We start from the raw sequence: 20,947 nt of genomic DNA, 5'->3' as shown, positions 1-20,947 counted from the left end.
GGGGGACCCTGTGGGAGAGTAGGACACCGCCGAACAATTCTTGAGAGAACCCCGCACCCTTCGGTGCGGGGTTCTCTGCGTTTCACCGCCTTTTCCGGGCTTTCCCGGGGTTTTCCGGTCGCCTTTTCCCGTCGTCTAGTGTCGAGTCATGCGCTACGACCTGGTCCTCTTCGACAACGACGGCGTACTCGTCGACAGCGAGCCGCTCTCGAACCGGCATCTTGCCGCCTACCTGACCGAGTTGGGCCACCCCACCTCCTACGAGGACTCCCTGCGCGACTACATGGGCTCGGCGATGCACCGGATCCACGATCTCGTCCTAGAGCGCACGGGGAACCGGCTGCCGGAGGACTTCGACGACGTCTTCCACGCGCGGGTGTTCGCCGCGTTCCGGCGGGAGTTGAAGCCGGTGGCCGGGGTGGCGGACGTGCTGGCGAAGCTCGCGGCGGACGGGACGCCGTACTGCGTGGCGTCGTCGGGGAGCCATCAGCGGATCCGGGTGGGTCACGAGACGACGGGGCTCGACCGGTGGTTCGACGACAGCCGGATCTTCAGCGCGGAGGACGTCGGGCGGGGCAAGCCGGCGCCGGACCTGTTCCTGCACGCGGCCGAGCGGATGGGCGTCGCCCCGGCGCGGTGCGCCGTCGTGGAGGACTCGCCGCTCGGCGTCCAGGCCGCCCGCGCGGCCGGGATGGACGTCTACGGGTTCACCGCCATGACCCCCGCCGACCGCCTGGCCGGCGCCACCCGACTCTTCGCGGACATGGGCGAGTTGACGGACCTGCTGGTCTGAGGCCGGGGTGTGACCGGGGGAGCGAGGGAGCGCTGACATTTGTCATGCGGACCTCCGGACGATCGTTCCTACCCGCCGACCCCGGCCGGGCACGAAGCTGAGGGCATGACGAAGACCACGGGGAACACCGCGCACGACGACCGCGAGGCCCAGCGGAGCCCGAGCGTGCTGCACCACTTCAGGCCGCTGATCGTGGACGTGGCGGTGCCGCTCGGCTCGTACTACCTCTTCAAGGACGCGTGCGGGATGAGCACCTTCGCGGCGCTCGCCTGGAGCAGCGTCGTGCCGGCGGTGCGGACGGCCTGGGCGCTGGTCCGGGAGCGCAGGACCAACGCGCTGGCCGCCCTGATCCTGGTCGTGAACGTCGCCTCGCTGCTGCTGAGCTTCGTCTCGGGCGACCCACGGCTGATGCTGGCCAAGGACAGCGGGGTCAGCAGCGTCGTCGCCGTCGGCATCCTCGTCTCCGTGGCGCTCGGGAAGCCGATGATGACCGCGGGCATGAAGCCGTTCCTGGTGAAGGGCGAGGCGGCGAAGGAGGCCGCCTGGGAGCGGCTGGCGTCCGGGGCGGCGGCCGACACGGCGGCGTTCCGGCGCAAGGAGCGCGCGTTCTCCCTGGTGTGGGGCTGCGTGCTGCTGGCCGAGTGCGCGGCGCGGCTCGTGGGCGCCTACACCGTCCCGGTGGACACCATGGTCTGGCTCGGCTCGGTCGTCATGGTCGGCGCGATGGCGGTCGCCTTCATGGTGAGCGGCGGCCTGGCCGTCGAGCCGATGGCGCGGATGCTGGCCGCCGAGGAGCGGCGCGCCGAGGCCCGTACGGCCGGTCGGCCCGCGGTCTCCGTCGCCGCCTGACGCCGCTCCGGCCGGGACGGCGGGCCGGAGCGAAGGTGAACCGAACTCACCTTCGCCGGTGTCTCCCCACCGGTGGTCCGGGGCCCTACGCTCGCCGCCATGACAGAAGTGCTGCGGCGCGGCAGGGCCTCGTTGGCGTTCGCCTTCTTCGCGCAGGGCGTCGCCTTCGCGCTGCTGGTGACGCGCATTCCGGCCGTCCAGGACCGCTACGGCGTCTCCGACGCGCTGCTGCCGGTCGTCCTGGCGGCCGTGCCGATCCTCGCCGGGGTCGGCAGCGTGACGACCGAGCGGCTGGTGCGGCGGGTCCGGCCCAGCCGGGTGCTGCGCTGGTCGCAGCCGCTGGTCCTGCTGGCGCTGCTCGGCGTCGGGGCGGGCGACCGGATCGCCGGGATGGCGGTGGCCCTCGGCGTGTTCGGGCTGGCCGTGGGCGCGCTGGACGCGTCCATGAACATGCTCGGGGTGAGCCTCCAGCACTCCTACGGCCGCAGCATCATGCTCAGCTTCCACGCGGCCTTCAGCCTGGGCGGCATCTTGGGCGCCTCGCTGGCCTGGGCGGGGGCGCACTGGCATCTGGCGCTGTGGGCGTCGTATCTGCCGGTGGCGGCGGTGCTGCTGCCGGCGGCGCTGGTGGGCAGCCGGTGGTACGTGGACGGGGCCGCGGCGCCGGGTGCCTCTCCGGACGGGGACGGGGCGGACGGGGCCGCGTCGCCGGGCGCCGCTCCCGGCGGGGACGCGGGGTCCGGGACCGGCGGGGACGCGGCGGTGGGGACCGGCGGGCTGGTGTTCCGGGCTCTGCTGCCGCTGTGCCTGGTGATGACCTTCGCGTACATCGGGGACTCGACCGTCTCCAACTGGAGCGCCAAGTACCTCCAGGACACGCTGGGCAGCTCCGAGCAACTGGCGACCGTGCCGTACAACGTCTACATGATCACCACGTTGCTGGGGCGGTCCCTCGGTGATCTGGGGGTGCGGCGGTTCGGGGCGGCGGCCGTCGTGCGGCTGGGCGCGCTGGTGGCGGCGCTGGGGTTCGCGGTGGTGGCCGCGGCGCCGGGAGCGGGGGCGGGCATGCTCGGCTTCACCCTGATCGGCCTCGGGCTGTGCGTGCTGGTGCCGCAGACCTTCGCGGCGGCCGGCCGGCTGTTCCCAGGCGCGTCGGACGCGGCGATCGCGCGGCTCAACGTCTTCAACTACGTCGGTTTCCTGGTCGGTTCGCCGTTGGTGGGCGCGCTGGGCGACGCCTGGAGCTACCGCGGGGCGATGCTGGCGCCGATGGCGTTGGTGCTGGTGACGTTGGTGTACGCCCCGTCGTTCGCGGCGCGGCCGGACCGATACGGTGACGGGCATGAGCGGCCACGCGCAGTTGATGTGGGACGAGCGGGTAACGGGCTATGACTTCGGCCGGGACCATCCGATGGACCCGGTCCGGCTCACCCTGACCCGGGCGCTGGTCGGCGCGCTCGGCCTCGACCGGCTGACGCGGGTGGCGGCCGCCCCTGCGGCCGGGGAGTCGACGCTGCGGCTGGTCCACCGTCAGGACTACATCGACGCGGTGAAGGCGGCCTCGGCGGACCCGGCGGCGGCGGACGCGGCGTACGGGCTCGGCACGCTGGACGATCCGGCCTTCGCCGGGATGCACGAGGTGTCCGCGCTGATCGCCGGGCAGTCGGTGGGGGCGGCGGAGGCGGTGTGGCGCGGGGACGCGGCGCACGCGGTCAACTTCGCCGGCGGCCTGCACCACGCCATGCCGGGCGCCGCCTCGGGCTTCTGCGTCTACAACGACGCCGCGCTGGCCGTGGCCCGGCTGCTCGAACTGGGCGCCGAGCGGGTCGCGTACGTCGACGTCGACGTGCACCACGGCGACGGGGTCCAGGCGGCGTTCTGGGAGGACCCCCGCGTTCTGACGATCTCGCTGCACGAGCACCCCAGCACGCTGTTCCCGCAGACCGGCTGGCCGCAGGAGACGGGGGCGCCGAGCGCGGAGGGGGCGGCGGTGAACGTGGCGCTGCCCGCCGGGACCGGGGACGCGGGGTGGCTGCGGGCGTTCCACGCCGTGGTGCCGGAGCTGCTGGCCGGGTTCCGGCCGCAGGCGCTGGTGACGCAGCACGGGGCCGACACCCACTTCGAGGACCCGCTGGCCCACCTGGCGGTGTCGCTGGACGCGCAGCGCGCGGTGCAGGACGCCTGCCACGCGCTGGCGCACGAGCACGCCGAGGGGCGCTGGGTCGCGCTGGGCGGGGGCGGTTACGCGGTGGTCGACGTCGTCCCGCGGTCCTGGGCGCACCTGGTGGGCGTCGCGGCCGGGCAGCCGGTGGCGCCGGAGACGGTCGTCCCGGAGAGCTGGCGCCAGGAGGCGTACGCGCGCACCCGGCAGGTGGGGCCGCTGCGGATGACGGACGGGCGCTGGCCGGCGACCTGGGCGTCGTGGGAGGCCGGGTACGACCCCGCCGACCGCCTGGACCAGGCGATCCTGGCCACCCGCCGCGCCGCGTTCCCCCTACGGGGACTGCTGCCGTAGCCGGACGGCCGCCCGGGTCTGCGACGGACCCGCGTCCGGCGGGAGACGGGCGCCGGCCCGCGACGGACCTGCGTCCGGCGGGAGACGGGCGCCGGCCCGCGACGGACCTGCGTCCGGCGGGAGACGGGCGGCCGGGCGTCGCGACCCGGTGAATCTTGTCGGCCGCAGCACTGCGCGTGAGGGACGGGCGCGGGGCGCGGTTCGGTGCATGAGGCGAGCGCGCGGCGCGGTCTGGCTTGTGAGGCGGGCGGTTCGGCGCGGCGGTCTGGCTCGCTCGCGAGGCGGGCGGTCAGGCGCGGCGGTCCGGCTCGCGGGGTGGGCGGCCGTGCGCGGCGGTCCGGCTAGCGGAAGGGGTGGGCGCGGGGCGCGGGCCGGTGCATGAGGCGAGCGCGCGGCGCGGTCTGGCTCGTGAGGCGGGCGGTCAGGCGCTGCGGTCCGGCTCGCGAGGCGGCGCGCGCCGCCCGGTTCGGCGCCGGCGTTACGCCGACCGTGCGGTGTTCCGCCGTTTCCCCGGGCGGACGCGCCGCCGGTCCGCCAGCATCGCAGCCGTGTCGCACACCTCCGCCCTGCGCGCCCATCTCGTGCGGTCCCGGCTCGCCGGGAGCGTGGCCACCACCCGTGAGGCCAGCCTGCGCAGCTACCGGCTGTTCGCGGCCCGGGACCCCCGGGCGCTGATCGGCCTCGATCCCGAGGGGGCGTGGGAGCAGCGGGACGTGATCGCGCTGATGGCGCGGCGGTGCGGGGTGTCCGCCGACCCTCGGCACACCGTCGGCTGTGATGTGATTGACCCCGAGCTGACCCTCGCCGCGCTGGACGCCTTCGCGGACCGGCTCGCGGCGGCCGCCCGGCGCGGCGCTCCGGTGCTCCTGGGCACCGGCCATCCGCACCGGCTGCTGGATTTCTACGTCCGTCTCGCGGACGCGTTGTCGGCGGCGGGATGTGCTGTCCTCACCCCGGCGCAGGGTCGTCGTGTCGACATAACGACCCGGTTCGGCCTACGCACGTTCCGTCTCGAGTACGTCCGGGGAGTGGCCCTGATGCGCTCGCGCGCCCCCGAACGCCCCGGTGGTGAGCCCGGCGCGCACACCCACTCGCCGCTGCCGGTCCGGGTGGCGCTGGACGCCGCGGCGGACGGCGCCGGCCCGCTGCCCGAGCTGGTGATCGGGGACCACGGATGGGTCTGCGGCGCAGGTCAACTGGGGTTCGAGGCCATCGGGCTGGCCGACACGGACGACCCCGCGGTGTTCGTGGGCCAGGCGGAGGGGCGGGTGTCAGTAGCCGTCCCGCTGGACGACGCCGTACGCGCCGCCTACTACCGCCCGCTCATCCGCTACGTACTCAATCGCGCGCGTCTGTCACAGTAGGCCGCCGATGGGTGCACCTCTTCCCCACTCGCATCACCCGCCCCTACATTGGGGAGTGAGCACGCAGCGACGAAGAGTCACCGGAAGGGGAAGCCGGTGGCCGTCGAGTGCGGAAGGTGCAGGTGTGTCATGGCTGCTGCTGGCGACAGGCCTCTGAACGAGGTTCAGTTCCTCACCGTGGCGGAGGTCGCCTCGGTGATGCGAGTGTCGAAGATGACCGTGTACCGGCTGGTGCACAGCGGTCATCTGCCCGCGATTCGGGTCGGGAGGTCGTTCCGCGTCCCGGAGCAAGCGGTTCACGAGTACCTTCGCGACAGCTATGTGGGGGTGGAAACCGTCTGAGGACGACCGGGAGGGGTCCGCAGCCGGGGGCGCCGTGCGCCTGTGAGCTGGCCGGATCCCTCCGGGGCCCGCGATTTATGTCCTCAGCGCTCGGGCGGGTAGGCTAGCCCCTCGTAGGTCGTGTGGGCCCATGGCGCCCAACGCCGAGTGATGAGAAGTGAGCGAGGGTTGTCGTGGGCTCTGTAATCAAGAAGCGGCGCAAGCGGATGGCGAAGAAGAAGCACCGCAAGTTGCTGAAGCGCACGCGCGTCCAGCGTCGCAACAAGAAGTAGCGACGCCTGCCGCCCCGTACCGGTGCGCGGCAGTGTGAGAGCGCGCCCGTGGCCCCCCACCGCATGCGGTGGGGGGCCACGTTCGTCCCATGACGCGTCGCCTCGCGCGGTCGCGGGCCGCCGCGGCGCGAGATCTACCCGATAGGTTGGCCGGACACGGGGAACGCGGCGGTAGACGAAGCCCGGAAGGAAGGCGCTGATCTTGGGACAGGTCGTGCTCGTGACCGGAGTGGCCCGGCGGCTCGCGGGCCGGTTCGTACGACGGATCCAGCGCGATCCGCAGGTGGACCGGGTCATCGCCGTGGACGCGGTTCCGCCCGAGCACCACCTGGGCGGCGCGGACTTCGTGCAGGCCGACATCCGGCAGGCCGGCATCGCCCGCGTGCTCGCCGAGTCCGGCGCCGACACGGTCGTGCACATGGACGTGACCGGCACCGCGCTGGGCAGCGGCAGCCGGGCCACGGTCAAGGAGACCAACGTCATCGGCACCATGCAGCTCCTCGGCGCCTGCCAGAAGTCGCCGGGCGTGCAGCGGCTGGTGGTGAAGTCCAGCACCAACGTCTACGGCTCCGCCTCCCGCGACCCGGCCGTGTTCACCGAGACCACCCCCGCCAAGTCCCTGCCCAGCGGCGGCTTCGCCAAGGACGCCGTCGAGGTCGAGGGCTATGTGCGGGGCTTCGCGCGGCGGCGGCCGGACGTGGCCGTGACCGTGCTGCGGTTCGCCAACATCCTCGGGCCCACGGCCGACACCCCGCTCGCCTCCTACTTCGCGCTGCCGGTCCTGCCGACGGTCCTCGGCTACGACCCGCGGCTCCAGTTCGCGCACGAGGACGACGTGATCGAGGTGCTGCGCCTCGCCTCGCACGAGGCCCGCCGGGGCACGCTCAACAGCGGCACCTTCAACATCGCGGGAGACGGCGTGCTGCTGCTCTCGCAGTGCGCCCGGCGCCTGGGCCGCCCCACGGCGCCGCTGCTGCTGCCCGCCGTCACCTGGGCGGGCTCCCTGGTGCGTACGCTGGGCGTGACGGACTTCTCACCCGAGCAGATCCGACTGCTCACCCACGGCCGAGTCGTGGCCACCGGGCAGATGCGCGAGACTCTGGGCTACACGCCGAAGTACACGACCGCGGAGACCTTCGCGGACTTCGTCCGCAGCCGCGGGCCCGGACTGCTGCCGCCGGAGGCCCTGGCGGGGGCCGTCGACCGGATCGCCGCGCTGTCCCGCAGGGGCGGCGGCCACCTTCCGACGCAGCCGGCCAACTGAGGAGCGCAGCAACGATGGCGGACGCCAAGGTCATTCCGTTCGACGACGACCGGTCCCGCGGGGGCGCCGCGGCGCGGCCGTCGCGCCGCCGGAGCGGGCAGAGCAGGCGGCCGGGCGGCGATCCCGCGGCCGTCCGGGGGGTGCAGCAACTGGCCGCTGCGGCCGACGGCGCCCCGGAGGCGGAGGACGCCGCGGACAGCACGGCGCCCGGGGCGGCCGAGCCGGGCACGCCGGGCGGCGAGCAGGGATTCGGCGACGGCCTGGAGCGGCGCGTCGCGAGCGGTCTGGCGTTCCTGCGCCGGCGCCTCACCGGCGAATACGACGTCGACGACTTCGGCTACGACGCCGAACTCACCGACCAGGTCCTGATGTCCCTGCTGCGGCCGGTGTACGAGAAGTACTTCCGGGTCGAGGTGAAGGGCGTCGACAACATCCCGAAGGAGGGCGGCGCGCTGATCGTCGCCAACCACTCCGGGACGCTGCCGCTGGACGGGCTGATGATGCAGGTCGCCGTGCACGACCAGCACGCGGCGGGGCGGCATCTGCGGCTGCTCGCCGCCGACCTGGTGTTCGCGCTGCCGGTGGTCAACGAGCTGGCCCGCAAGCTGGGCCACACGCTGGCCTGCGCGGAGGACGCGGAGAGGCTGCTGGAGCAGGGCGAACTGGTCGGGGTGATGCCGGAGGGCTTCAAGGGCATCGGCAAGCCCTTCAACGAGCGCTACAAGCTCCAGCGGTTCGGCCGGGGCGGCTTCGTCTCCACGGCGCTGCGCCAAGGCGCCCCGATCATCCCCTGCTCGATCGTCGGGGCGGAGGAGATCTACCCGATGATCGGCAACTCCAGGACCCTGGCGCGGCTGCTGGGCTTCCCGTACTTCCCGCTGACGCCGACCTTCCCGTGGCTGGGCCCGCTGGGCATGATCCCGCTGCCGACGAAGTGGACGATCCAGTTCGGGGAGCCGATCCCGACGGACGACTATCCGCCGGAGGCGGCCGAGGACCCGATGCTGATGTTCAACCTGACCGACCAGGTCCGCGAGCAGATCCAGCACACGCTGTACAAGCTCCTGGTGCAGCGGCGGTCGGTGTTCTTCTGACCCGGCCGCCCGGCGCGGTCTCCTGATCGCATCGTCCGGCGCGGTCCCGTGGCGCGGCGGGCGGCGGAAGACCCCGCGGCCGCGGACGGGGCGTGGAAACGGCGCCGGGGGCGCCCCGCTCGGGTGGGGCGCCCCCAGCGCCGCTCGCGTGCGGCGTCCGCCGCGGCTACCTCTCGTCCTCGCCGTCGATGCCGAGGCCGGGCAGCAAGCCGGGCAGCAGCGGTGGGATCGTCACGTCCGGGCCGCCGGCGGGCGGATTGCCGGTGGACGACGGCGTGGCGCCGCCGCTGGACTTCGGCGGCTCGATCAGGCCGCCGGTGGAGCCGCCGATCAGGCCGTCGCCGTCCACGTCGCCGCTGGGCCCCGCCGACGTGCTCGGGCTGCTGCTGCCGGGGGCGCCGCTGCCCGTCGGGGCGGCGCCGTCCGAGCCGGCGCTGGGCGTGGCGGACCGGTGGGCGCGCGGGGCGCCGGAGGACGCGCTGGGCCCGGAGCTGTGCCGTGTGCCGTCGCGTCCGCCCGGGGCCGGGTGACGGGGGAGCAGCGACTGGAGCGGGGCGACCTCTTCGTCTATGGCGTCGAACACCGACGTCACCTCCTCGCTGACGTCGCCGAGCTGCACCGGCAGCCGGTCGCGCAGGGCGCCCCAGGTCTCGCGGTGGGCGCGGGAGAAGGCGGAGAGGGCCTGGATCGGGCCCAGGGAGCCCGGGTCGCGCTCGTACGCCTCGTGCAGCAGGCGGTGGCCCTCGGAGGCGTCGTGCCGCATCCCGGACAGGGTGCGGCGGATCTCGCCCACCGATTCGTGGTCCAGGGGGCCGCCCCGGTCGCGGTCCAGCAGCCGGCGGGTCTCGCTCAGCCGGGCCGAGGCCAGGTCGAGGTACGCCTGCCCCTGGGCGTCGTCGCCCTGGGTCAGGTAGGTGAGCTGGAAGTCCTCGATGCCGCGCTTCAGCCCGTACAGCGAGTCACCGGGGAGGGCGTCGGAGCTGGCGGCCGCCACTCCGCCGAAGGCGCTCGCGACCACTCCGACGCTGAGCCCGCCCGCCGCCAGGCCCTTCGTCAGGCGGGTGCGCGGCCGCAGTTTCCCCAGGCCGCTCGCCCGGTGGGCGCCCTTGGCCCGGTGCGACGGCCCGGCCGCCTCTCCTGCCCGCCCCTGCGACTTCTGGGCGGGCACTGACAGGTGACGCGCCTCGCCCGCCGCGGTGCCCTCTTGCAGCATGGCCTCCATCGCGGCCACCAGCCGGGCCCGCTGGACGACCTTGACCTCGGGGTCCAGTTCCGGCCGGGGCAGCGTTGCCAGAGTTCCGGCGAGGGACGACAGGCGCCCCCGCTCGGTCTGCTCCGCGACTGCTTCCGGGGCCGGTACCGGTCCTTCGGGCTGCTCGGCCGCTGTGCCCTGGTCGGACTGCTCCTCCAGAGCCTGGGCGAAGGCGTTCGCCCGCCGGTGCGCCGATACGTTCGCGATCACTGGCGGCACCTCCTCTCGTCATGACGGTCGACTCCCCAGAGGTCCTGAGGGTTGCACGCCGGGGTCGGCCCACACGATCGGGTGATCAGCGTGGGCCAAGGCGTGACCGCAGGGAGCCTGTATCCCGCACAACGAGTGGCCCGGCACTTCGGTTACGGACGGCGGAGGATCCGTTTGGCGACTCAACCGACCGTGACGAGGGGCGAGTTGAGGGTCGCCCAGAGTGAACGGATCAGCGGACGTCGTCCGGCAGGAGCCGGGCGAGGGTGCGCACGGCCCGGTACTGGAGGGTCTTGATCGCGCCCTCGTTCTTGCCCATCACCCGGGCGGTCTCCGCGACGGAGAGGCCCTGGAGGAAGCGGAGCGTGACGCACTCCTGCTGCTGGGGGTTGAGCCGTCGCACGGCGTCCAGCAGGGCGGCGTTGGACAGCGCCTCCAGGACGTCGTCCTCCGGGGAGCGCTCGACCTCGTTGGCGTCGAGCATCTCGCCGGTGGTGACCTCCAGGCGGAACCGGCTGGACTTGAAGTGGTCGGCCACCAGATTGCGGGCGATGGTGACCAGCCAGGCGCCGAAGTCGCGGCCCTGCCAGGTGAAGGTGCCGATGCGGCGCAGGGCCCGCAGGAAGGTCTCGCTGGTGAGGTCCTCCGCGGTCGCCTTGCCGCCCACCCGGTAGTAGATGTACCGGTACACGGTGTCGCTGTACTGGTCGTAGAGGCGGCCGAACGCCTCGGCCTCGCCGGCCTGGGCGCGCTCGACCAGCTCCATCATCCGGGCGCTGTCGCTGTCCGCGGCCGGGCGGCGGGGGGCCGGGGCCGCGGACGCGCGTCCTCGTCTGCCCGCGGCCCGCCCCTCGGCCGACCGGCGTCCCTCGACGACGGCGCCGCGCGCGGGCGCCCGGTGCGTGCCCTCGGCCAGTGCGTAGCACGGGCTCGCGGGCGCGGCGGCGAAGGCGGGACCGGCGTACGCGGGGGGGACGAGACCGCGCAGCAGGTCCAGGACCGTTGCGCGGAGCGTAGCCAGGCCAGAGGCGTCAACCCCGACGTGTGGGTACACGAGACTCCCAGAGGCAGAGCTTCCATCACGTGCAGTGCGGAACCGTTCACCCGTCGTAGCGACGGAGTCGTCACGGTTTGCGTCTGAGGAGAATAACGCTTCGTGCAGGGCTTGCTACACCGAGTTGCTCAAATCATCGATTACGTCGCTTCCGTAACCGAGTGAGAGCCGCCTGCGCATCGCAAAGTGACCGTTTTCTGACCGTTCTCGTTCGGCTTGGGGGTCGGTCCGGGGCGCGTTGTGGCGGTGTACCGCCAAGGGAAAAGGCCAGGGGGATGCGCGGGTATGTTCGGTCGTCTGATCGGTATCCGGGCGCGCTGATCACGATGGCCGGTTCTGGTCGGTTCCGGGCGTGAGGCCGAGCGCGCGGCCAGGCGCGCGGCCAGGCGCGTCGCCGGACGCGCGGAAGCGCCCCCGGGGGCGTGGGGCTCGGGTGTGGCTGGGGGAAGGGCTCGTTACCGGCGGCGGCGGTGCAGGGCGATGGCCGCCGCCGTGCCGCCGGCGACCGCGCCGACGCCCGCGGCCGCGGGGATGCCGACCTTCGCCGCCTTGCGGCCGGTGCGGTAGTCGCGCAGCCGCCAGTCCATGTCGCGGGCGTGTCGGCGCAGTTTGGCGTCGGGGTTGATGGCGTAGGGGTGGCCCACCAGCGACAGCATGGGGATGTCGTTGTGGGAGTCGCTGTAGGCGGCGCAGCGGGACAGGTCCAGGCGCTCCGCCACGGCCAGCGCGCGCAGCGCCTCCGCCTTGGCCGGGCCGTGCAGCGGTTCGCCGACCAGCCGGCCGGTGTAGACGCCGCCGACCGACTCGGCCACCGTGCCCAGCGCGCCGGTCAGGCCCAGGCGGCGGGCGATGACCTGGGCGATCTCCACCGGCGCGGCGGTGACGAGCCACACCTTCTGGCCGGCGTCCAGGTGGGCCTGGGCGAGCGCCCGGGTGCCCGGCCAGATCCGGTCGGCCATGTACTCGTCGTAGATCTCCTCGCCGATCGACTGAAGCTCGGCGACCCGGTGGCCCTTCACGATCGACAGGGCCGAGTCGCGGGCCTCCTGCATGTGCTCGGGGTCCTCGACCCCGGCCAGCCGGAACCACGCCTGCTGCCAGGCGAACCGGGCCAGGTCGCGCGTCTCGAAGAAGTTCCGCTTGTACAGGCCGCGGCCGAAGTGGAACAGCGCGGCGCCCTGCATGACGGTGTTGTCCAGGTCGAAGAAGGCGGCGGCGCGGTCGTCCCCGGGCACGGGGAACGCCGATTCCTGCGGTTCCTTCGTCGCCGGCGGCGTCGTGTCCGCGTCCTCCTGCGAGGACTTGCGCGCGGCCTCCGCCGCGGCCTCGCCCGCCAGGACGCTGCGCGCCGTGGCGGAGCGCCTGCGGGGGGTGAGCCATCCGAGAGCGGCCATGGCGTGAGCATAGCCAGTCGGTTCGGGCGTTCCGGAGCCGAGAGGTTCGCAGCCCGTGAACTCTCCGCGACCGTGTCCTTAAGGGGATCGCGGGCGAGGCCGGGAAACCGGGCTGAGGGCGGCGCGGGAACGCCCGCGCACGGTCGGCGAAACCCGCGGACGAGCCCGACAGCGCGGGCGCGCCGCCGCGCGGGGGCGCGATGCCGCGCCGCGGGGGCGCGGGGGCGCGGGGTGGAGTGGGCGGGTCGTGTGTGCCTCGGCGGGGATCGTGATCAGGCGCGGGCGTCGGAAGGAGGGCACGATGGCGGTGGGAGGGGGGCGGGTGGAGAGCGACAATGGCCGACATGAGTCCTCTCTTCCGCCGCAGGGCCGCCGTCGCTCCCTCGGAGCGGCTCGTCACCCTCGTCCGCAAGCCCGGCTGCCACCTGTGCGACGACGCGCAGCTCGTGGTGGAGAAGGTGTGCGCCGACCTGGGCGTGCCCTGGGAGCGGCGGGACATCACCGAGGACCCCGAGCTGCACGCGCGGTACTGGGAGCAGATCCCCGTCGTCCTGATCGACGGGGAGCAGCACACCTTCTGGCGGGTGAACGAGGAGCGCCTGCGCGGGGCGCTGACCGGCTGACCGGTCCCGGGACGAGGAGGCGACCGAACGACCGACTGACCGACGAGTACAAACCATCCGAAAGTGGCTTAGAATCGATGGCGGACTGATCTCGGGGGCGGGGATCGCAGAGGAGAGTTTGCCGCTTTGCCCTCAACAAACAAGGAACGCAGGCGTGAGCGCGCCGGTTCCCCGGGCATGCGCCGGGGGCGCGTGACCCCGGTCACGTTGGCCGGGCAAATCGGACACCATCTTTGTGCACGTGTTCACAAAGACATAGCCTGCTGTCGACGGGGCGGTCTGGGTACGCACGACCGCCCGCAGCCCCGCTCTACCCGCAGGAGCACCGTGGCAACTGGCCGAACTCACCGACCGGCGACCCGCAGCCGAGGGATCCCCGAGGCCACCGTCGCCCGGCTTCCGCTGTACCTCCGGGCCCTGACCGCGCTGTCGGAGCGCTCGGTGCCTACGGTCTCCTCCGAGGAGCTTGCGGCCGCCGCGGGGGTGAACTCCGCGAAGCTGCGCAAGGACTTCTCCTACCTCGGCTCCTACGGGACCCGCGGGGTGGGCTACGACGTCGAGTATCTCGTGTACCAGATCTCCCGCGAGCTGGGGCTCACCCAGGACTGGCCGGTCGTGATCGTCGGCATCGGCAACCTCGGCGCCGCCCTCGCCAACTACGGCGGCTTCGCCTCCCGCGGCTTCCGGGTGGCCGCGCTCATCGACGCCGACCCCGCGATGGCCGGGAAGCCGGTGGCCGGCATCCCGGTGCGGCACACCGACGAGCTGGAGAAGATCATCCAGGACAACGGCGTCTCGATCGGCGTGATCGCCACGCCCGCGGGCGCCGCCCAGCCGGTCTGCGACCGCCTCGTCGCCGCCGGGGTGACCTCCATCCTGAACTTCGCGCCGACCGTGCTCAACGTCCCCGAGGGCGTCGACGTGCGCAAGGTCGACCTCTCCATCGAGCTTCAGATCCTCGCCTTCCACGAGCAGCGCAAGGCCGGCGAGGAGGCCGCCGCGGACGGCGCGCTGCCCGCTGCCGCCGCCGCGGCCGCCGCCCGCAGGGCGTCCGCCGCCGACCAGGGGCCCGACGGGGACGTCCCCGCCGTGATGCCGGCATGAGTCTCCTCGTCGTCGGACTGAGCCACCGCAGCGCCCCGGTCAGCGTCCTGGAGCGCGCCTCGCTGGACGCGGAGGACCAGGTCAAGCTGCTGCACGACACCGTGGCCGCCGAGCCCGCCGCCGAGGCGGCCGTGCTCGCCACCTGCAACCGCATCGAGCTGTACGCGGACGTCGACAAGTTCCACGCGGGCGTCGCCGACCTGTCCACGCTGCTCGCCCAGCACTGCGGGGTCGGCCTGGACGAGCTGACGCCGTATCTGTACGTGCACTACGAGGACCGGGCCGTCCACCACCTGTTCTCGGTGGCCTGCGGCCTGGACTCGATGGTCGTCGGCGAGGGGCAGATCCTCGGCCAGATCAAGGACTCCCTGGCCCGCGCCCAGGACCTGCACACCGCCGGACGGCTGCTCAACGACCTGTTCCAGCAGGCCCTGCGGGTCGGCAAGCGCGCCCACTCCGAGACCGGCATCGACCGCGCCGGGCAGTCCCTGGTCAGCTTCGGCCTGGAGCAGCTCTGCGCGGGCGCCGTCGTCACCGACTGGGCGCGCGGCAAGAAGGCCCTGGTCATCGGGGCCGGCTCGATGTCGTCGCTGGCCGCCGCCACGCTGGCGCGCGCCGGGGTCGCCGAGATCGTGATCGCCAACCGCACCGAGGAGCGCGCCGAGCGCCTGGCCCGGATCCTCGCCGAGGGCGACGACACCCGCGTACCGGCCCGCGCGGTGCCGATGAGCGCGGTGCCGGCCGAGCTGGGCCGCGCCGACGTGGCCGTCTCCTGCACCGGCGCGACGGGGCTGGTGCTGACCGTCGGGACGATCGCCGCCGCCGTCGAGGGCCGTACGGGCACGCCCGCGACGGAACTGGACGACGACGGCGACGCCCCGGCCAGAGCCGCCCTGGCCGCTGGAACCGCCGGGTCCGCCGCAGCCGCCGGGACCGTCGCGAGCCGACGTGCCGGGGCCCGGCCGGAGACGCGCGAGACGCCCCTGCCGCCGTCGGCCGTCGGCGCCGAGGAAGGCCGCCCCGCCGACCTCGCCGGCGCCGAGCCGGCGTTCTCCCTGCTCGGGGAGTCCGCCGTGGCCGGCATCGACGCGGCCACGCTGGAGCAGCACGGCACGTGGGTGGACAACGGCGCCGTCGACCGCCGCGAGCCGGCCGGCCGGACGGACGCGGACGACGCGGCGGCCGACGCCGAACTGATCGCCGCGCTCGCCGCGACCGCCGCCGGCGCCGGACGCGTCCCCGAGCTGCGGGGGCCCGAGCCGCTCATCCCGGCCCCGCGCCCCCAGCCGGTGCTGTCGCTGCTGGACCTCGCCATGCCGAGGGACGTCGACGCGGCCGTGCACCGGCTGGCCGGAGCGCGTCTGGTCGACATCGAGTCGCTGGCCGAGGCGTCCGCCGACGCGCCGATGGCGGCCGACGTCGACCAGGTCCGCCGGATCGTCTCCGACGAGGTCGCGGCCTTCGGGGCGGCCCAGCGGGCGGCGCACATCACGCCCACCGTGGTCGCCCTGCGCACCATGGCCGCCGACGTCGTCAGCAGCGAGATCGCCCGGCTGGAGGGCAGGCTGCCCGCCCTGGACGACAAGCACCGGGCGGAGATCGCCCAGACCGTCCGCCGGGTCGTGGACAAGCTGCTGCACGCGCCGACGGTGCGGGTCAAGCAGCTCGCCGCCGAGCCCGGCGGCGCCGGGTACGCCGACGCGCTGCGCACCCTGTTCGACCTCGACCCCGAGACGGTGGCCTCCGTCTCCCGGGCCGGGAGCGACCCCGACGGCGCCGCGCGCCCCGAGGGCGCCGACCGCGCTGCGGGCGCCGGCGAAAGCTTCGAGATGAACGGCAAGAACCGAGGGCCAGCATGACAGAGAAGGCACTGAGGCTCGGGACCAGGCGGAGCAGACTCGCCATGGCCCAGTCCGGGCAAGTGGCGGACGCCGTGAGCCAGGTGACCGGACGGCCCGTCGAGCTCGTCGAGATCACCACCTACGGCGACGTCTCCCGCGAGCACCTGGCGCAGATCGGCGGGACGGGCGTGTTCGTCGCGGCGCTGCGCGAGGCGCTGCTGCGCGGCGAGGTGGACTTCGCCGTTCACTCGCTGAAGGATCTGCCCACCGCGCAGCCCGACGACCTGGTCCTGGCCGCGATACCCGAGCGCGAGGACCCCCGCGACGTGGTGGTCGCCCGGGACGCGCTGAAGTTCACCGACCTGCCGCGCGGCGCGCGCATAGGCACCGGCGCCCCGCGCCGGATGGCCCAGCTCAACGCGTACGCCCGCGCGCACGGCCTGGACATCGAGACGGTCCCGATCCGGGGCAACGTCGACACCCGCATCGGCTTCGTGCGCGACGGCGAGCTGGACGCGGTCGTGCTGGCCGCGGCCGGGCTCAACCGGATCGGCCGCAGCGACGAGGTGACCGACTTCCTGTCGGTCGACACGATTCTGCCCGCCCCCGGCCAGGGGGCCCTGGCGATCGAGTGCAGGGCCGGGAACACCGCCCCGGACGCCGAACTGATCGCCGCGCTCGCCGGACTCGACGACCCGTTCACGCGGGCCGCCGTGACGGCCGAGCGATCACTGCTCGCCGCCCTGGAAGCCGGTTGCAGCGCCCCCGTGGGCGCGTTGGCCGACCTTCCCCCCTTCTCGGCTCCGCTGGAGCGGGGGGACCCCCAGGCCGACGGGCAGAATGTCAAGGAAATGCGCCTGCGCGGCGTCGTCGGCACGACCGACGGCTCCGCTCTGGTGCAGATGTCCACCACCGGTCCCGTGCCCCAGACGCACGACGAGGCGACGGCGTTCGGCCGCGAACTCGCTGCCGACATGCTCGCCCAGGGCGCGGCCGGTCTGATGGGGGAGCGAGCACATTGAGCCCCACCACCCTTTCCGCCGGTCCAGAACACGGGCACGTCACCTTCCTCGGTGCCGGACCCGGAGATCCGGGACTGCTGACCCTGCGCGCCGTCGAGGCGCTGACGCACGCGGACGTCCTCGTCGCCGAGCACGACGTGCTCGACGTCGTCCGCGCGCACGCCCGTCAGGGCGTCGCCGAAGTGCCCACGGACGCGGATTCCTCCTCGGGCCCCGTCCCGGGCACGCCCCAGCTCAAGGTCGTTGACGGCACGTCAACTGCCGTCGGCGTCCCCGCGGTGCGGGATGCCGCACATCTTGTCATGGAGGCCGCGCGGGGCGGCAGGCGGGTCGTCCGTGCGGTGTCCGGGGACCCCGGACTCGACACGGACGCCGCCGCCGAGATGCTCGCCTGCGCCGCCGCCGGGGTGCCCTTCGAGGTCGTCCCCGGCATCGCGGCCGCCGTCGGCGTGCCCGCCTACGCCGGTGTGCCGCTGCGCGACGCCGAGGGCGCCGACGTGCGGTTCGTGGACGCCCGGACCGCCTCCGGCCGCTGCTGGACCGAGGTCGGCGCCTCGGACGGCACGGTGGTGGTCTCCGCCACGCTGGACTCGGTCGCCGCGGCGGCCGGGGAGCTGGTGGCGGCCGGCCGCAAGCCGGACACCCCGATGACGGTGACGATCGCGGGCACCACCACCCGCCAGCGCACCTGGACCGCCACCCTGGGCACGATCGCGCAGACCCTGAAGCAGGCCAAGGTCCTGCCGTCCCCGGACGGCGGCCGGCCGGTGATAGCGGTGGTCGGCGAGCGCAGCGCCGCCGCGCGGCGCGACCAGCTCTCGTGGTTCGAGTCCAAGCCGCTGTTCGGCTGGAAGGTCCTGGTGCCGCGCACCAAGGAGCAGGCCGCCTCGCTCTCCGACCGGCTCCGCTCCTACGGCGCCGTGCCCAGCGAGGTGCCCACGATCGCCGTCGAGCCGCCGCGCACGCCGCAGCAGATGGAGCGCGCGGTCAAGGGCTTGGTGACCGGCCGGTACGAGTGGATCGCGTTCACCTCGGTCAACGCGGTCAAGGCGGTCCGGGAGAAGTTCGAGGAGTACGGCCTGGACGCCCGCGCCTTTGCGGGCATCAAGGTCGCGGCGGTGGGCGAGCAGACGGCCAAGGCCCTGGTCGCCTTCGGCGTGAAGCCGGACCTGGTGCCCAGCGGTGAGCAGTCGGCCGCGGGCCTGCTGGAGGACTGGCCGCCCTACGACGCGGTCTTCGACCCGATCGACCGGGTGTTCCTGCCGCGCGCCGACATCGCCACGGAGACGCTGGTCGCCGGGCTGATCGAGCTGGGCTGGGAGGTCGACGACGTGACCGCGTACCGCACGGTCCGCGCCTCGCCGCCGCCTGCCGAGACCCGCGAGGCGATCAAGGGCGGCGGTTTCGACGCGGTGCTGTTCACCTCGTCCTCCACGGTGCGGAACCTGGTGGGCATCGCGGGCAAGCCGCACAACGTCACGGTGATCGCGTGCATCGGCCCGGCGACCGCGAAGACGGCGGAGGAGCACGGTCTGCGGGTGGACGTGATGGCGCCCGAGCCGTCGGTCCTGAAGCTGGCCGAGGCGCTGGCCGACTTCGGCATGAAGCGCAGGGCGGCCGCGCTGGAGGCGGGCGACCCGGTCACCCGCCCGAGCGAGCGCCGGCCCGGCGCGCGCAGGCGGCGGTCCACGACGACCTGACGCCCCGGACGCCCGGCGGATCCGGTGATCCGGCGACCCCGGTCATCCAGCGATCCAGGTCATCCGGCGGACGCGGACGGCGGCGGAGCATCCCGACAGGGGTGCTCCGCCGCCGTCTTCGCGTGCGCGGGGCCCGCGGGCGCGCTGCCCCGGCGGGCTCGACACGGCGTCGGCAAGAGGGGAGCCGGAGCGGGCGTAGCGTAGGGGGCATGACGAAGTACGGCTCCTTTCCCGGTACGCGTCCTCGTCGGCTGCGGACCACTCCCGCGCTGCGGCGCATGGTCGCCGAGACCCGGCTGCACCCCGCGGACCTGATCCTGCCCGCCTTCGTGCGCGAGGGCGTCGACGCGCCGGCGCCGATCGCGGCGATGCCCGGGGTCGTGCAGCACACGCGGGACAGCCTGAAGAAGGCCGCCGCCGAGGCGGTGGAGGCCGGGATCTCCGGGATCATGCTGTTCGGCGTGCCCGAGGAGGACAAGAAGGACGCCGTCGGCGCCGCCGGGACCGACCCCGACGGCATCCTCCAGGTCGCCCTGCGCGATGTGCGGGCCGAGGTCGGGGACGAGCTGCTCGTCATGTCCGACCTGTGCCTGGACGAGTTCACCGACCACGGGCACTGCGGCGTGCTGGACGCCGAGGGCCGCGTCGACAACGACGCCACCCTGGAGCGCTACGCCGAGATGGCGCAGGTCCAGGCCGACGCGGGCGCCCATGTCGTCGGCCCCAGCGGCATGATGGACGGCCAGATCGGCGTCGTCCGCGACGCGCTCGACCAGATCGGCCGCGAGGACGTGGCGATCCTCGCCTACACCGCCAAATACGCCTCCGCCTTCTACGGCCCCTTCCGCGAGGCCGTCGGCTCCTCGCTCCAGGGCGACCGCAAGACCTACCAGCAGGACCCGGCCAACCTGCGCGAGTCGCTGCGCGAGCTGGCCCTCGACCTGGAGGAGGGCGCGGACATGGTCATGGTGAAGCCGGCCGGCCCCTACCTCGACGTGCTGGCCCGGGTCGCGGACGCCGTGGACGTGCCGGTGGCCGCCTACCAGATCTCCGGCGAGTACTCCATGGTCGAGGCCGCCGCCGAGAAGGGCTGGATCGACCGCGACCGGGCCATCCTGGAGACCCTGACCGGCATCAAGCGCGCGGGGGCGCGGAACATCCTCACGTACTGGGCGGTCGAGGCCGCCCAGAAGCTGCGCTGAACCGGCGCCGGCCGCACGGAGCCGCCTTCCGTCACGGCCGCACGGCTTCCCGGCGGTCCCGACTCGCCGGAGTCGGCCCGCTTCCTCGGAGTGTCTGCGAGAGAATCGCCGCGTGTCAGCGGTGTTCGCTCACGACCAGCGCGTGCCCGACACGCTCGCGCAGGCATGCGGGGACGGAGATCCGGTCGCCCGCTCAGCCTTGATAGCCGCGCTCCGCGGGGCGGGTGGCCGCGGAGATCAACTGCTCCAGCTCCGGGTCGGCCCAGGGCCGGTCGGCGGTGAGGTCGCGGAAGCGTCCGGCGGCGATGTCCGCGTACAGGTCGGCGTGCGGCCCGGCGGGGTCGGCCCGGTAGTCGGCGATGCGGCGCCCGGTCCACGCCCAGTACAGGGAGGCGCCGAGCGCGAAGAGTTCGGCGTCCGCCGTCAGGGGGACGTGCTGGTCCTCGCCAGTGGTCAGGAGTCGCTGCGCGAGTTCCGGGGCGACGACGTGGATCAGCCCGCCGCGGTAGGGGTGGCCCAGCGGCAGGTCGGGGTGGTGGGCGCTGTCGAGGTCGATGAACTCGATGCCGCCGTCGCGGGTGAGGATGACGTTCTGCGTCTGCATGTCGCCGTGGATCCAGCCGCGCCGGTGCAGGTCCTGGAGGGCGGTGAGCGCGGCGCGGGCGGCCTGGCGCATGGCGGTGCGCTGGTCGTCGGCGGCGTCGCCGGTGCGGGCCGGGCCGAAGACCTCCCAGAGGGACTGTCCGTCGATCCACGGCACGGCGAGCCACCGGCCGCCCTCTCCTTCGCCGTGGCGGGCGCCGGGGTGGAGTCCCTGGAGGTGGAGCATGCCGTAGGCGTCGGTCTCGTGTCCGAGGTGCCCGCGGGCGCCGGGCACGGCGGTCTTGACGGTCCAGTCGCCGACCCGCCATACGTTGTGGCCCTTGCGCCCGGACAGGTGCTGGGGGTCTCGGTCGACGCCGAGCGCGCTGAGCGCCACCGAGACCAGTGCGGAGGAAGCGGGGGTGGGTTCCATGACCGGGGCTCCACAGAGGGCTTCGGGACGGGACGGC

19 protein-coding genes are annotated in these 20,947 nt (G+C 73.9%); 15 read left to right on the top strand and 4 right to left on the bottom strand.

Annotated features, from left to right (window positions below; all coding sequences use genetic code 11):
* Nucleotides 1-148: 148 nt before the first annotated feature.
* From ABZ861_RS13620 to ABZ861_RS13580, 9 genes are all read left to right on the top strand, one after another.
* Nucleotides 149-793 carry an HAD family hydrolase gene (locus ABZ861_RS13620; protein ID WP_361628613.1) on the top strand — a complete coding sequence of 215 codons (645 nt, stop codon included), beginning with the start codon at nt 149-151 and terminating at the stop codon, nt 791-793.
* 105 nt (nt 794-898) lie between these two features.
* Complete coding sequence (locus ABZ861_RS13615) at nt 899-1,642, top strand: VC0807 family protein (protein WP_361628610.1); 744 nt, start codon at nt 899-901, stop codon at nt 1,640-1,642.
* Between the two features lie 99 nt (nt 1,643-1,741).
* A complete protein-coding gene (locus tag ABZ861_RS13610; protein WP_361628607.1) occupies nt 1,742-3,034 on the top strand; it encodes an MFS transporter in 1,293 nt (430 codons plus the stop codon).
* The gene (locus ABZ861_RS13605) at nt 2,985-4,157 is read left to right on the top strand and encodes an acetoin utilization protein AcuC (protein WP_361628604.1); all 1,173 of its coding nucleotides are present in this window, start codon (nt 2,985-2,987) and stop codon (nt 4,155-4,157) included. Before ABZ861_RS13610 ends, ABZ861_RS13605 begins: the two co-directional genes overlap by 50 nt.
* 548 nt (nt 4,158-4,705) lie before the next feature.
* Nucleotides 4,706-5,521 (top strand): phosphatase, encoded by an 816-nt coding sequence (locus ABZ861_RS13600; RefSeq protein ID WP_361628601.1) that lies wholly within the window; start codon nt 4,706-4,708, stop codon nt 5,519-5,521.
* Nucleotides 5,522-5,650: 129 nt separating this feature from the next.
* Nucleotides 5,651-5,863: a helix-turn-helix domain-containing protein gene (locus ABZ861_RS13595; protein ID WP_361628598.1), complete on the top strand. Its 213-nt coding sequence runs from the start codon at nt 5,651-5,653 to the stop codon at nt 5,861-5,863.
* A gap of 173 nt (nt 5,864-6,036) precedes the next feature.
* Entirely contained in the window at nt 6,037-6,135 is a 99-nt protein-coding gene (locus ABZ861_RS13590; protein ID WP_003948845.1) for an AURKAIP1/COX24 domain-containing protein, read from the top strand.
* A 202-nt stretch (nt 6,136-6,337) separates the two neighbouring features.
* Nucleotides 6,338-7,399 carry an NAD-dependent epimerase/dehydratase family protein gene (locus tag ABZ861_RS13585; protein ID WP_361628595.1) on the top strand — a complete coding sequence of 354 codons (1,062 nt, stop codon included), beginning with the start codon at nt 6,338-6,340 and terminating at the stop codon, nt 7,397-7,399.
* Between the two features lie 14 nt (nt 7,400-7,413).
* Entirely contained in the window at nt 7,414-8,493 is a 1,080-nt protein-coding gene (locus ABZ861_RS13580) for a lysophospholipid acyltransferase family protein (protein WP_361628592.1), read from the top strand.
* A 166-nt stretch (nt 8,494-8,659) separates the two neighbouring features.
* Here the strand turns inward: ABZ861_RS13580 and ABZ861_RS13575 are convergent, their stop codons facing one another.
* The 3 genes from ABZ861_RS13575 to ABZ861_RS13565 form a co-directional block, all read right to left on the bottom strand.
* Nucleotides 8,660-9,955 carry a DUF5667 domain-containing protein gene (locus tag ABZ861_RS13575; RefSeq protein WP_361628589.1) on the bottom strand — a complete coding sequence of 432 codons (1,296 nt, stop codon included), beginning with the start codon at nt 9,953-9,955 and terminating at the stop codon, nt 8,660-8,662.
* Nucleotides 9,956-10,187: 232 nt separating this feature from the next.
* A complete protein-coding gene (locus ABZ861_RS13570; protein WP_361628586.1) occupies nt 10,188-11,009 on the bottom strand; it encodes an ECF subfamily RNA polymerase sigma factor, BldN family in 822 nt (273 codons plus the stop codon).
* A gap of 455 nt (nt 11,010-11,464) precedes the next feature.
* Nucleotides 11,465-12,403, bottom strand: coding sequence for an HAD-IB family hydrolase (locus ABZ861_RS13565; RefSeq protein ID WP_361628583.1), 939 nt, complete (start codon nt 12,401-12,403; stop codon nt 11,465-11,467).
* 335 nt (nt 12,404-12,738) lie between these two features.
* Here ABZ861_RS13565 and ABZ861_RS13560 point away from each other — a divergent pair, with 335 nt between their 5' ends.
* The 6 genes from ABZ861_RS13560 (at nt 12,739) to hemB (ending at nt 19,895) form a co-directional block, all read left to right on the top strand.
* Nucleotides 12,739-13,026, top strand: coding sequence for a glutaredoxin family protein (locus tag ABZ861_RS13560; RefSeq protein ID WP_361628580.1), 288 nt, complete (start codon nt 12,739-12,741; stop codon nt 13,024-13,026).
* A gap of 327 nt (nt 13,027-13,353) precedes the next feature.
* On the top strand, nt 13,354-14,130 hold the full coding sequence (locus ABZ861_RS13555) for a redox-sensing transcriptional repressor Rex (RefSeq protein WP_361628577.1): 777 nt from the start codon (nt 13,354-13,356) through the stop codon (nt 14,128-14,130).
* Nucleotides 14,127-15,989: a glutamyl-tRNA reductase gene (locus ABZ861_RS13550; RefSeq protein WP_361628574.1), complete on the top strand. Its 1,863-nt coding sequence runs from the start codon at nt 14,127-14,129 to the stop codon at nt 15,987-15,989. Before ABZ861_RS13555 ends, ABZ861_RS13550 begins: the two co-directional genes overlap by 4 nt.
* Entirely contained in the window at nt 15,986-16,993 is a 1,008-nt protein-coding gene (gene hemC / locus ABZ861_RS13545) for a hydroxymethylbilane synthase (RefSeq protein WP_361628571.1), read from the top strand. Before ABZ861_RS13550 ends, hemC begins: the two co-directional genes overlap by 4 nt.
* Nucleotides 16,990-18,693, top strand: coding sequence for a uroporphyrinogen-III synthase (locus tag ABZ861_RS13540; RefSeq protein ID WP_361628568.1), 1,704 nt, complete (start codon nt 16,990-16,992; stop codon nt 18,691-18,693). The genes hemC and ABZ861_RS13540 overlap by 4 nt, the downstream gene beginning before the upstream one ends.
* Nucleotides 18,694-18,902: 209 nt before the next feature.
* Entirely contained in the window at nt 18,903-19,895 is a 993-nt protein-coding gene (hemB, locus tag ABZ861_RS13535) for a porphobilinogen synthase (RefSeq protein WP_361628565.1), read from the top strand.
* Between the two features lie 193 nt (nt 19,896-20,088).
* Here hemB and ABZ861_RS13530 read toward each other — a convergent pair whose 3' ends face one another.
* Nucleotides 20,089-20,910, bottom strand: a complete 822-nt coding sequence (locus tag ABZ861_RS13530) for a hypothetical protein (RefSeq protein WP_361628562.1) — start codon at nt 20,908-20,910, stop codon at nt 20,089-20,091.
* Between the last annotated feature and the right edge of the window lie 37 nt (nt 20,911-20,947).

The sequence above is a fragment of the Streptomyces sp. NPDC046985 genome (genome assembly GCF_040644415.1).
In the GTDB taxonomy this organism is placed as follows: domain Bacteria; phylum Actinomycetota; class Actinomycetes; order Streptomycetales; family Streptomycetaceae; genus Streptomyces.
Note: the sequence above shows the minus strand (reverse complement) of the source record. Positions and strands in the feature narration are given on the sequence as shown.